Raw genomic sequence first — 12,340 nt, 5'->3', positions numbered from 1 at the left:
CATTGTTCCAGAATCAGATTCCGGCAATCAGGCCGGTTCGTCCATCAAAATGACGACGTCTTCATAACCACCTTGGTCGAGGTCGAGCGCGGCGAGCGCGACGCCCTTGTCGTCCGGATCGACAATGCTCATCACCACGGAAGCGGGTCCATCCGCAATGCGCCCGATCTGTTCCGAAGACGACGGACCGCACTCTACGACGACAAAATCATAGACCGTTTCCAGCGCGTCGAGAATGAGCGGCAGGCGATCGGCGGAGCGCATGGCGATTTCGGGATCCGCCTCCCCTAGCGGCACAACGTGAGCCTGTGAGAACCGGTCGCTGTGGATGACCTCGTTGAAACGCCGCTCGCCGGACAAAAGCTCGGTAATGCCGGGCAGATGCGTACCGTCCAGCATGGCCAGACCTACAATTCCCTGAGCAGTCATATCCACGAGAATCGCCCGCTTGCCGCGATCCGCGAATTCACGCAACAGACGCACCGTCCCCGCCGATGCCTTGTCACCTTCGGGAGAAACAACCACGATGCGCTTCTCCTTACCGCTGGCAAGCAGATCGGCGACAGCTTCCACACCATTGGGATTATGCTGGCGCGTTTCGCGCTGGCTGGTCTTGTCCCGCCTGATCATGGGAAACTCCTCCACGGTTTTCCGTGCATCCGAAACCGGTGGCCTCACCGCAAACGGCATATTCCATGAACGGCGCGGTGCCACAATTGTTTCATTCGAAACTGCATCGCCGCCTTCGGCTCTCGATGGCGGCACAGCAGCAGCTTCGGCGGCAGCGGCAATAACCGGCATCTCGATTTCCTCCACTGCGGCAGCCCTCTGGCCACCGGTCGTCACGAAGGCCCGACCGCTGAACAATTCACGCAGCAGAACGAAAATAGACAGCAGCAGCAGGCCCGCCACGAAAGTCGAACCGACGATCGGCAATATCATCGGATAATAGGGAACCGCCGGGGTTTCCGCCGAAGAAAAGACGCGGGCATCGACCGGCACATAGTTGCGGTCGGTACGGGACGCGGCTTCGCGATAGCGCGTCAGATAGGTTTCAAGAAGCTGGCGCTGTGCCGCCGCTTCGCGCTCCAATGCGCGCAACTCGACTTCCTGATCGCCAGCCTGTGCCGCCTGTGCCTTCACCCGGTTCAGTTCGCGATTGAGTTCGTCCTCGCGAAGCTTTGCTGCGGAGACTTCATTGTCGAGGCTGGCAACGAGCTTGCGGCCTTCGTTCCTGATCTGCTGGTCGAGATCGGCGAGCTGCGAACGCAGCGCCTTGATACGCGGATGGCCATCGAGAAGTGTCGTCGAAAAATCGGCAATCTGGGCATTGAGCTGGATGCGCCTTTCGGCAAGACGCTGCATCATTCCGGAAGCCAACACATCCGGCAGCGTGTCGATGGGCGCACCGGAGGCGAGCGCCTTGCGAATGCTTTCCGCCTTGGCTTCCGCAGAAGCGCGGTTGGTGCGAACCCGGGTGAGTTCGGTCGAGACTTCAGAAAGCTGCTGTGTCGCGATGGTGCTGTTGCTCTGCCCGGTCAGAAGCCCGCGCGAAGCACGGTAATCCGCAACCTTCCTTTCCGCGTCGCGGACACGGTTGCGCAGGTCGTCAATTTCAGGGGCAAGCCAACCGGTCGCATCGTCGTTCGATTCAAGCTTCGCGGCCTGTTGAAACAGGATGTACTGATCGGCCAGCGCGTTGGCGACATTCTTTGCCGTTTCCGGGTTCGCCGACGTATATTGCACCACGATGACGCGCGAAGCAGTAACGGCAAAAACCTGCATGTTCTTGCGCAGTTTCTGCAAGACGCGCTCTTCCGGGGTCAGGCGCTCCGGATCGGTCCGCATGCCAAGCATGATGAGAACGCGGGTCCAGGGCTTCACTTCCGTTGTCGTGAAGGCTTCATTGCTGGTCAACTTGAGCTCGTCGGAAACTTTCTTGAGAAGATCGCCGGAGGAGAACACCTCGACCTGGCTCTTCACCCCTTCGGCATCGAAAAGCGGACGCTCGGCAGAAGTCTCGCCGTTGGGGCGGGTATAGATGGATTCACGGGCCTCGATCATGAGGCGTGCTTCGGCGCGGTAATCCGGTGTCAGGAGAAGGCAAATGGCCCAGGCAAGCGCCGCCATGAGAAGCGCGCCGCCCACAATGAACAGCCAGTGACGGCGCAGGCTGGAGAACAGCGCACCGATATCAATATCTGCGTCCCTTGATAACGGATCGACTTCTGCCATTCCCCATTCTCCATGGACTTCGCGAGTGCGCTTGCGCGCGTGATCGCTCTCGCCCGCGTGGGATGAAACACCCCCGAATCTGGGCGGAAGGTAAAGGAACAAGGTAACCAGAGGGTTAAGCAGGGTAAGTTCGCCACCGTGACGAAGCATAAAGATTTTGCACCGGACCCTGTCTTCTTTACCAGCCATTAACCCTAATCAATCGATAACGCTTGCAACCGATATTCGTAATCGCGCTGTCGGTACCGCGTCGATTGCGTGCGTTGAGAAATATTGCTTTTCGGAAGAACCGAGGCGGAAAATGACGGCGAAGACAATTCAGAACAAGCGCAAAGGCCACACTCTGCTCGTGGCACTCGGCCTTGCCGCCATGACGCTTTCTGCCTGCTCCAGCTATCGCCCTGCCCCGCCCGCTTTCCACGAGGCGCTGAACCAGCCCTATATGCTGGATGCCGGCGACCGGGTGCGTATCACGGTTTTCGAGCAGCCGAGCCTTACCAATACCTATAGCGTCGATCAGGCTGGCTATATCGCTTTCCCGCTCGTGGGCAGCATTCCGGCACGCGGCAAGACATCCAAACAGCTGGAGGGCGTCATCGCATCCAAGCTGCGGGGCGGCTATCTGCGCGACCCTGACGTCAGCGCTGAAATCGACCGCTATCGTCCGATTTTCGTGATGGGCGAAGTGGGTGCTGCCGGCCAGTATTCCTATGTTCCGGGTATGACCGCGCAAAAAGCGATCGCCGCAGCGGGCGGTTTCAGCCCGCGCGCCAATCAGGAGAATGTCGATATCACGCGCCAGTTCAACGGCAAGGTCCTGACGGGCCGCGTGCTGATTTCCGATCCCATCCTGCCGGGCGACACGATCTATGTGCGCGAACGTCTATTCTGATGGCGATTGATGGCTGATGATACCAATGCCTCCCCGCTGCGCATCCTCCACTGCTTCCGCGAACCGACCGGCGGGCTCTTCCGCCACGTCCGCGATCTGGTGGGCCTGCAGGCGGAAAAAGGCCACGCGGTCGGCATTGTCTGCGACGCAACGACCGGCGGTCCGCGCGAAGACGCGCTTATGGAGGAATTGCGGCCAAAGCTCGCGCTCGGCCTTCACCGCATTGCCATGCAGCGCCGTGTCGGACTGGGCGATGCAGCGGCAGCCTACAAAACATATCGCATCATCAAGAAATTGCAGCCGGACATATTGCACGGACATGGCGCCAAGGGCGGCGTCTATGCGCGTTTGTTCGGCTCAGTCTTACGGGTATTAAGGTCTCGCGTAGCCCGTATCTATTCACCGCATGGCGGAAGCCTGCATTTTGACAGAAAGACGCGCCGCGGCGGCGCCGTCTTTCTGATCGAGAGGTTGCTGGCCCCTCTGACCGATGCGGTGATGTTCGTCTCGAACTTCGAAAAGCGTATTTACGAAGAAAAGGTAGGGAGGCCCTATGGCCTTCATGCCGTCATCTATAACGGCCTGGCCGAAGATGAATTCATACCCATCGCCGACGCAGCCGGTGCCAGCGATTTTCTGTTCGTGGGCACGATGCGCGAACTGAAGGGACCGGACGTCATGATCCGCGCCCTTGCCCGCCTGCGCGACCGGAACCAGCGCGCCCTCACCGCGACCATGGTGGGAGACGGCGCGGAAAAGCCCGGCTTCATCGCCCTTGCCGAAGAACTAGGCCTTTCCGGGCAAATCCGCTTTCTGCCCGGCATGGCTGCGCGCGAGGCCTTTGCCCTGGGGCGTATAATGGTGGTTCCGTCACGCGCCGAAGCGTTTCCCTATATCGTTCTGGAGGCGCTCGCTGCCGGGAAAGTCCGTCATCGCCAGCAATGTTGGCGGCATTCCCGAAGTGTTTGGGCCTCGCTCCCCCGCACTGGTGGAGCCGGAGGAGGAGGCGCTTGCGCATAAGATGCTGGGCGTTGCGGATGATCCCGCAGCGTTTCGCGCCGCGATGCCGGACGCGGCGCGGTTGCATGAGCGTTTCAGCCTGCAAACCATGGCCCACTCGATCGAGACGATCTATTACGAGGCACATCCCGACCGGACAGTGCCGGAAGATTGACGGATACCCCTCACCCAACCATCGCGGCGAAGGGTTCGGAGGCGGACACAGCTCTGTCCACCTGTGACCGAAATCCGCCCCGCGCCGCAAAATAGATATAGTGGAAGGCGTCGGCACGCCCGCCGATCAACGATATATCCTCGCGTTGCCATTGCCAGGGCAGCATGTCCAGCTTGTCTTCAAACGGGTCGGATATGGTTGCGGACCAGAACGCGGCGACGCCGTTCGGCTTCAATGCCCGTTTCACCACCCTGAGCCCATCGTCCTCGTAGATGACTCCGTTGGCGGCGCGGACGGTAAAATCCGGTCCATTATCCGTATCCATCAGTATGGCATCATACCGGTCCTGCTCAGCGCGAAGGACATCCATCACGTCGGCAACCCGGACATCGACCCGCGGATCGTTCAGCGGATGATCGGCAAGATGGCCGATATGGGTCCGGTTCCAATCCACGATCTCTGGAACAAGCTCGCACACCGTCACCCTGGCGTCGGGTCCAAGCAAGTCAAGCGCGGCCCGAAGCGTGAAGCCCATGCCGAGCCCCCCGATCAGCATGTGTGACACCGCCCGTCCGTGCAGGCGAAGCGACCTCTCTGCCAATACGGTCTCGGACTGAAAGTTGACGTTCGACATCAATTCCAGGCCGTTATAACGGATTTCATAGATGTGATCGCGTTTTCGCAACAGAATTTCATCGCCGGCATGATTGCCCGCTCTCGCCAGTTCGGCCCAGATAGTCATGATCAACCCTAGCGCGCCTTGTCGAATGCCGCTAAGGGCTCGGACAAAACCGCATCAAAACAAACAGTTAATACGACCTTCAAAGGTCGCAGCGTGAATTGCTCTCATCAGGATTTTGGGTCGCTGTGCGGTCAGGCGCGCAGCAACCCCATGACATCGTCCGATCTGGTGCCGATCAGGAGTGGGAAGAGAGCCTGCCTGTTGACGGCAATATGCGCCGAACAGTTCGACGGCAAAATGCCGCTTGCTGCTTTATCTTCCAACGGTTCCATATCACCGTCCTAGGCAATATAATCCGACAAGGCAAGCCTTGCGGCTGCTTGGGTTGCGACAACTGGCGCATACCAGCAGCGGCTGCCAATGCTGTAACAGTGCGGGCAGAAATCTTTTTATTTTAGCCGTTGCTAACAGTAACGGCTTTCAGTCATGTATTTAATCGAGTGTTTACCTAAGCCATAAGCTTGTCCGGCGACGTTTATATTCTGCTTAGGACTTTGGGGCTAATCACTACGCGTCATTTTATGATCAGGGGCAATGTTGTGCGAGATAATGATGCGCTTTCTCCTTTTGGCCGAAAAGCCATGGAAGCCAGCAGCAAGCAGGATGCCGGGACACACGGTCCCGTGAAACTCGGCCCCCTTGCGCGCCAGATGGCAGAGCAATATCAGCGCGAAACATTTTCGCCGCTGATGTTGAGCGGCGTCATGCGCATGGTGGAGTTCGGGCTTGTCTTCCTGTCCGGCATTGCGAGCTTTCTGCTTTATGTCGGCCTCGGTACGCATCTCATCTTCTATTACCCACTCACAATCATCGCGGGGGGCGCGCTTTTCGTCCTGATGATGGAGATCAACGACGGCTATCAGATCAACGTGCTGCGCAGTCCAGGCCGTTATCTGCGGCGGCTGTTCATCAGCTGGGCTGCCGTACTGGGAACGCTGGCCATCGCCGGCTTCCTGATGAAGTCCTCCTCCGATTTCTCGCGCGGCTGGTTCCTTTACTGGGCGCTCAGCGCCTGTGTTCTACTCGTGCTCTCGCGTCTCTTCATCGCCTGGAAAATCAAGCGCTGGGCACGAAACGGCACGATGGAACGCCGCGCCGTCATCGTTGGCGGGGGGCCCAATGCAGAACTGCTCATTCGATCACTGGAACAGCAGCCCGACAACGATATCCGCATTTGCGGAATTTTCGACGATCGCGATGACAAGCGCTCGCCGCCCATCGTCGCGGGTTATCCCAAACTCGGCAATATCAATGAATTGATCGAGTTCGCCCGCATTGCCCGTATCGACATGCTGATCGTGTCGCTGCCGATCAGCGCCGAAGCCCGCGTGCTGGCCCTGTTGAAAAAGCTCTGGGTCCTGCCTGTCGATATTCGCCTTTCAGCCCTCAACAATCACCTGCGTTTCCGCCCGCGTGCCTATTCCTATGTGGGCGCGGTGCCAATGCTGGATATTTTCGACAAGCCGATCAACGATTGGGACTCCGTCGCCAAACGCGTCTTCGATGTCGTGTTCAGCATTCTGGGCATCGTTCTGCTTTCGCCCATCATGATCGGCACGGCGATTGCCATCAAGCTGGACAGCAAGGGTCCTGTGATCTTCAAGCAGAAGCGGCATGGCTTCAACAACGAAATCATCAATGTCTGGAAGTTCCGGTCGATGTACACCGAGATGTGCGACCCTTCTGCGAAGCAGGCCGTTACCAAAAACGACCCTCGCGTCACGCGTGTCGGGCGTTTCATTCGCAAGGCTTCCATCGACGAGCTGCCGCAGTTCTTCAATGTTCTGGCAGGCTCCCTGTCTCTCGTAGGCCCACGCCCGCATGCGGTCGCAGCCCATTCGCATAATGTACTCTATAACGAAGTGGTCGACGGCTATTTCGCACGGCACCGCGTGAAGCCCGGCGTCACCGGGTGGGCGCAGATCAACGGCTGGCGCGGCGAAATCGACAATGAAAACAAGATCCGTATGCGGACGGAATTCGATCTCTACTACATCGAAAACTGGTCGCTCTGGCTTGATCTCAAGATTCTGTTCCTGACGCCGATACGGCTCCTCAATACGGAAAACGCCTATTGACCAGCGTTGCGCAAAGGCTTGACGGAAATCCGCGTCCAGCTTTGACGCTGCCGGCGGATGCGGCGCGCAAGCGCGCGCTCAACCGCCTCATCGCCAACAGCGCAATCGGCCTCGGCGTCTTTCTGCTCGGCTTTGTGATGAGCGAGCCTGCGCCGTATGAACTCTACATGGTTGGCCTTATCGCGCTGGCATTGCTGTTCGGCCTGCGGTTGACGCGAACCAGCCTGATGCTGCTGGCGATCCTCGCGGTGTTCAATTTCGGCGGCATGATCTCGGTCATGCAGATGGCTGACGTCAAGAAAGCCCCGCTCTATATTGCCGTTTCGCTGTTTCTGGCTTTTACATCGGTATTCTTCGCGGCGGTGATCGAAGCAGACTACCGGCGCCTGCGAACCATCTTCAACGCCTATCTTCTCGTCGGCATGCTCTCGTCCCTCCTCGGCATTGCAGGTTATTTCGGTCTTTTCCCGGGAGCGGAAAACTTCACGCGTTATGGACGCGCGCAAGGCGCTTTTCAGGACCCCAATGTCTATGGGCCCTTCCTGATATTGCCGCTGACCTGGACGCTTTATCGCATCATGCGCGGGAGCCTGCGCGATGTGGCTGTCTATCTGCCGCTCTGCTGCCTGCTCACGCTTGGCGTACTGGTGTCCTTTTCGCGCGCGGCATGGGCGATGGTCCCCCTGTCTTTCGTCGTATTGTTTGGGGTGCTGTTTCTACAGACCAACAGCAATCGCTTCCGCCTTCGCCTGATCGCAATCGGTCTCCTTGCCGTTGTGGTCATCATTCTCGCGATCCTGATTATCCTGCAGATCCCCGGCGTCGGCGAGTTCTTTCGCGAGCGCGCACGTCTTGAACAAAGCTACGACAGCGCAAGGCTTGGACGTTTCGCGCGGCATTGGCTTGGAATGGTTCTGGCCACGCAGCGTCCTCTGGGTATCGGGCCGCTGGAATTCGGGCCGATGTTCGGCGAAGACACCCACAATATCTGGCTCAAGGCCGTGCTCGACTATGGCTGGATCGGCTTCATGGCTTTTCTGACACTGACATTTCTGACACTCGCGATCGGCTTCAAGCTGCTGTTTCGCAATCGCCCCTGGCAGCCATTTCTATTGGTGGCCTATGCAACCTATCTCGGGCATGTCCTGATCGGCAATGTCATCGATACCGATCACTGGCGTCATTTTTATCTGCTTTTCGGAATAATCTGGGGTTGTGCGGGGCTGGAATACAAGTATCAGCTTTCACTCAAACTCAAAGAAGGCTCAGGAGAGCAGAACCTTGCAATTCGCGATATACGCCGCCGCAGCCCTCTTTGAAATTGCCGGATGCTTCGCCTTCTGGGCATGGTTGAAACTCGACAAGTCACCGCTCTGGCTGGCGCCCGGCATGGTGTGCCTCGCATTGTTCGCCTATCTGCTGACACTGATTGAAAGCAATGTCGCCGGTCGCGCCTACGCGGCTTATGGCGGCATCTATATCATCGCGTCGATCCTTTGGATCTGGTTCGCAGAGGGCGCCCGCCCCGATCGCTGGGATGTCGTCGGCGCATGCACGGCCTTCGCCGGTACATGCATCATTCTGTTCGCGCCGCGCTCCTGATTTCGAAGCTGAGACCTGCAGCGCGCCTATAAGCGAGATGCCTGGAATTCGCCGCCGCCCATAAGCTTAGAGAGACGGGACGGACGCGGTTCTACTTCGATTACCCAGACCGCATATTGGCCCGGCATGTTACACCAGACATTCGCCCGGCGACGACCGTCAATCAGGATGTCCGTGTCCTGCGTGCGGACCACAACCAGACACCCGTCGACATAACGGGGCGCTTCCTCTGTCCGCACTTGCTTTTGTGCTGATCGGGCATCGCTGACTTTCTGCATCTGATCGAGAAGCTCACCAATACGGCGGTTCGACCATTTCTCACGGACGACATTTCCCCGAAACACGTCGACCCGCCGAAGGCCGTAAAGCCGGGTCCACTCGCGCGCCAATCTCTGGATCGCCAGCACCCCGTCGCGATGAAAGAAGAACAACGGCAATATATTCTCCCAGACCGGCTCGCGATTGACCGCCAGATGCGCCCGCCAGAAATCAAGCGTCTTGAAAAGGTGACTGATTCTCATCCGACGATACCCTCCTTCCCCCAATTTATTAGGAGAGGCATAGCTGCTATCGAAGGTGACAGATTGTCACAATTTCTTCACAATTTCGACACAATGCGCCGCTGCCGGATTGGAGCAACGTTTGCGATATCGCGCATGACGCAAAGTCCGTGTGCAATTTAACAGTTTCGAGAAATTATCCCTTGCGCACCAAGTCGTTATATTCTACGGCTTTCCCCGGCTCGGAGCGTAGCGCAGCCCGGTAGCGCACTTGACTGGGGGTCAAGGGGTCGTGGGTTCGAATCCCGCCGCTCCGACCATTTTTCCCCTTAAAATTTAATGCCTTGCAATTCCTTTCAATCGGGACTGCAATGGCATTGAAGGGAACGAAACGGAATCCAGGTCCCGTAAAGAGCGCCAGAAGTCCGGAATAATACTGAAAATTCCCGCACAGTTCCCCGACTCACTCTCCGCTGTTTCAAAAGAAAAATCCACTACCAGTAATTAGCCCGGCAGGGGGAATGTGGGGAGCCAATCCCCGAACACGGGAAATTCGTTCAGAACGAGTGAAGAGGAGTTTGACTACACTATAAGATTGCGGTTACTTGCAGCGCGTTGGGGAACTATTGGGAGGGGGCCAATGATCGCCAGGCGTGACAATAATCGTTGCAATTGGACGTACAGCGAATTTGCGTCAGAACGATTTGGCGCGTGGGTCGGTTATAAACTTGACCCGATCAAGAAATCCGAAGGCAAGACCATTTATATTGCTGGAGCTGTTCGCTCCAATGGCAAGGTTATGGCTAATACCCAAATCGGCCTTGGTCACACGCCGGAATTCGCCATTGAGGAGTTTCTTAGAAATAACGGAATGCCGGTATCCGAAACAGCGCAGAAGAATTTCGCCAGGCTATTGTAAATTAAAACAAAGATTCGGAACGAGAGAAAAACTCGTGAGGTGCCCCCGTGTTTCATTCAAGCGGGAAACCAATAGCACGCCTTCCAACGATTGCATTTTTCATTTCGGATGCGTAACAAAATGACGTGATTGAAATGATCGCGCGTCCCAGAGGCGGTCCCGGGTAGAACGCCGTGGGTTCGAATCCCTCCGCTTCAACCCTTTCCTCCCCCCAAACCTTTATTTTCATACGATCTTTCCTTTGCACATAAAGTGCAAATCGGATTACCTCTGCCATGGTTGGCATGGAGGAGAGCATGAGGAACGTTCTGGTCACCGGTGGAAGTCGCGGCATCGGTCGCGCTGCTATCCTGCGCAGTGCGGCGCAGGGTTGGTCCGTGGCCTTGAATTATGCCGGGAACGAACGGGCTGCACAGCAAACAGCGGCCGAAGCAGCGAGGCTCGGTGCGAAAGCGCTGGCCATCCAGGGCGACATATCCAGCGAAGAGGACGTGATCGCCATGTTCGACAAGGCCGAAGCGGGGCTTGGTCCGCTGAAAGGCGTGGTCCTGAACGCCGGCATCGTGGCCCAGACTATGCCGCTTGCGGACATGAGCGCCGAGCGCCTGAAAACCATGTTCGACGTGAATGTTTATGGCACATATCTGTGCGCCCGCGAGGCGGCGCGACGCTTGCAGCCGGACAGCTCCATCGTCATCGTTTCGTCCATGGCGTCACGTCTCGGGTCGCCCTTTGAATATGTGGATTATGCCGGAGCGAAAGGTGCACTCGATACGCTGACGATCGGCCTGTCGAAGGAACTGGCGCCAAAGGGCATCCGGGTCAATGCGGTGCGACCGGGCCTGATCGATACCGATATTCATGCAAGCGGAGGCAACCCGGATCGCGCGGCGCGACTGGGCGCCGGTACGCCGGTGGGGCGGGCCGGAAAGGCGGAGGAGGTCGCCGAAGCCATTTTCTGGCTGTTGAACGACGCTCCCGCTTATGTCACCGGCACATTCATCGATGTTGCCGGCGGACGCTAGAGCGCTTCGGATTTAAACGGAATCGTCGGAAGCGCTCCAAGTATTTGTTTGCCGCGTTTTCCAACGCAAAACCGCTTCGCATTTTTGCTGGAAATGCTCTGGACGAGCGGTCATCGCTCGAAACTATTTCTCACGGAGCTGATAGGTTTCCGCGATGTAGCGATAGCCCTCACCTTCCCGCTTGAGATAGGCCAAGGCGGGAAACGGCATATGATAGCCGATGAAGGGCAGCCTGTCCGTCGCGATCATGTCGAACATGCGCTTGCGGGTCTGGACGGCGGCCTCCTTGTCGATATCGAAGGAAACGTGCCATTCGGGCCGCTGCAAGGTGATGACGAAATGGTTTGCCGTGTCCGAGATGAGCATGAGTGACTTGCCGCCCGTTTCGATCCGGAAAGCAAGGTGACCCGGCGTGTGGCCGTAGGCGGCCACGGAATGGATGCCGGATACGACCTCGCTGTCATCCCCCAGAAACGTCATCTTGTCGGCCAGAGGCTTGACGTTTTTTGCCACCATTTCGGCAACTGTCTTCGCGGGACTGTCGAGCCGCGCGGGGTCTGTCCAGAAATAGAACTCCTTCTGTCCCGCCGCGTATCGGGCATTGGCGAAGGCTGGCTTGCCGTCTTCCATCAACCCACCGATATGATCGGGGTGGAAATGGCTCAGCACGACCAGCGAGACATCATCCGTCTTGTAACCAGAGGCTTCCAGCGCGCTGGCCAGCCTGCCGAGCCCCGCCTCGCGAGCGCCAGCCCCCATGCCTGTGTCGAACAGCACAAGCTCCTTGCCTGTATTGATGAGCACCGGTGTGAAACTGTTGACGAAACGGTCAGCGGGCAGAAGGTTTTCCTCGAGAAGTGCGGCGACCGCCTTCGGGTCCTGTCCCACCGCATAAGTCTTTTCGGGCGCCTCGCCTGCCCTGCGCCCATCGGAAAGGGTGGTGATTTCGAAATCACCGAACTGGAAACGATGGAAGCCCGGATTTTCTACCTGTGAAGGATTTGGCACTTTGGAACCGCCTGTTTCGGCTGCTGCCCTGGCAAGCTCCAGCGGCGACAAGGCCAGTCCGGCCCCGGCAGCAGATGCTGTAACAATGAAATTACGTCTTGAGATGGTCATGGATCGATCTCCCGGCATAATCTGTGGTTAAGAACGGTAGAATACGCGAAAAAG

The 12,340-nt window shown here is 57.7% G+C and carries 11 protein-coding genes, 1 tRNA gene and 1 pseudogene; 8 read left to right on the top strand and 5 right to left on the bottom strand.

Annotation, left to right across the window (positions count from 1 at the left end; genetic code table 11):
• Positions 1–27: 27 nt before the first annotated feature.
• A complete protein-coding gene (locus OINT_RS04110) occupies positions 28–2,235 on the bottom strand; it encodes a GumC family protein (RefSeq protein ID WP_039852509.1) in 2,208 nt (735 codons plus the stop codon).
• 301 nt (positions 2,236–2,536) lie between these two features.
• Here OINT_RS04110 and OINT_RS04105 point away from each other — a divergent pair, with 301 nt between their 5' ends.
• Both OINT_RS04105 and OINT_RS04100 read left to right on the top strand, forming a co-directional pair.
• Positions 2,537–3,127 (top strand): polysaccharide biosynthesis/export family protein, encoded by a 591-nt coding sequence (locus OINT_RS04105; protein WP_025091383.1) that lies wholly within the window; start codon positions 2,537–2,539, stop codon positions 3,125–3,127.
• A 9-nt stretch (positions 3,128–3,136) separates the two neighbouring features.
• Positions 3,137–4,301: pseudogene (locus OINT_RS04100) on the top strand (glycosyltransferase family 4 protein).
• 10 nt (positions 4,302–4,311) lie between these two features.
• Here OINT_RS04100 and OINT_RS04095 read toward each other — a convergent pair.
• Both OINT_RS04095 and OINT_RS23780 read right to left on the bottom strand, forming a co-directional pair.
• A complete protein-coding gene (locus OINT_RS04095; protein WP_025091381.1) occupies positions 4,312–5,043 on the bottom strand; it encodes a spermidine synthase in 732 nt (243 codons plus the stop codon).
• Positions 5,044–5,174: 131 nt separating this feature from the next.
• Positions 5,175–5,315, bottom strand: coding sequence for a hypothetical protein (locus OINT_RS23780; protein WP_021587771.1), 141 nt, complete (start codon positions 5,313–5,315; stop codon positions 5,175–5,177).
• Positions 5,316–5,564: 249 nt separating this feature from the next.
• Between OINT_RS23780 and OINT_RS04090 the strand changes: the two genes are divergently transcribed.
• From OINT_RS04090 to OINT_RS04080, 3 genes are read left to right on the top strand one after another with little or no spacing between them, the layout of a single operon-like run.
• The gene (locus tag OINT_RS04090) at positions 5,565–7,121 is read left to right on the top strand and encodes an undecaprenyl-phosphate glucose phosphotransferase (RefSeq protein ID WP_152848912.1); all 1,557 of its coding nucleotides are present in this window, start codon (positions 5,565–5,567) and stop codon (positions 7,119–7,121) included.
• Positions 7,118–8,440 carry an O-antigen ligase family protein gene (locus tag OINT_RS04085; protein ID WP_006466506.1) on the top strand — a complete coding sequence of 441 codons (1,323 nt, stop codon included), beginning with the start codon at positions 7,118–7,120 and terminating at the stop codon, positions 8,438–8,440. Before OINT_RS04090 ends, OINT_RS04085 begins: the two co-directional genes overlap by 4 nt.
• Positions 8,403–8,723 (top strand): YnfA family protein, encoded by a 321-nt coding sequence (locus tag OINT_RS04080; RefSeq protein WP_006466505.1) that lies wholly within the window; start codon positions 8,403–8,405, stop codon positions 8,721–8,723. The genes OINT_RS04085 and OINT_RS04080 overlap by 38 nt, the downstream gene beginning before the upstream one ends.
• A 26-nt stretch (positions 8,724–8,749) precedes the next feature.
• Here the strand turns inward: OINT_RS04080 and OINT_RS04075 are convergent, their stop codons facing one another.
• Positions 8,750–9,244, bottom strand: a complete 495-nt coding sequence (locus OINT_RS04075) for a hypothetical protein (protein WP_025091378.1) — start codon at positions 9,242–9,244, stop codon at positions 8,750–8,752.
• A 222-nt stretch (positions 9,245–9,466) separates the two neighbouring features.
• Between OINT_RS04075 and OINT_RS04070 the strand changes: the two genes are divergently transcribed.
• The 3 genes from OINT_RS04070 (at position 9,467) to OINT_RS04060 (ending at position 11,167) form a co-directional block, all read left to right on the top strand.
• Positions 9,467–9,543, top strand: a tRNA-Pro gene (locus tag OINT_RS04070).
• 320 nt (positions 9,544–9,863) lie between these two features.
• On the top strand, positions 9,864–10,142 hold the full coding sequence (locus tag OINT_RS04065) for a hypothetical protein (RefSeq protein ID WP_006466504.1): 279 nt from the start codon (positions 9,864–9,866) through the stop codon (positions 10,140–10,142).
• Positions 10,143–10,438: 296 nt separating this feature from the next.
• Positions 10,439–11,167, top strand: coding sequence for an SDR family oxidoreductase (locus OINT_RS04060; protein WP_025091377.1), 729 nt, complete (start codon positions 10,439–10,441; stop codon positions 11,165–11,167).
• Positions 11,168–11,290: 123 nt separating this feature from the next.
• On the opposite strand, the gene OINT_RS04055 is transcribed toward OINT_RS04060, so the two are convergent.
• Positions 11,291–12,286: an MBL fold metallo-hydrolase gene (locus OINT_RS04055; protein WP_039852505.1), complete on the bottom strand. Its 996-nt coding sequence runs from the start codon at positions 12,284–12,286 to the stop codon at positions 11,291–11,293.
• Positions 12,287–12,340 lie beyond the last annotated feature (54 nt).

It is taken from the genome of Brucella intermedia LMG 3301 (assembly GCF_000182645.1).
Lineage (GTDB): Bacteria > Pseudomonadota > Alphaproteobacteria > Rhizobiales > Rhizobiaceae > Brucella > Brucella intermedia.
Note: the sequence above shows the minus strand (reverse complement) of the source record. Positions and strands in the feature narration are given on the sequence as shown.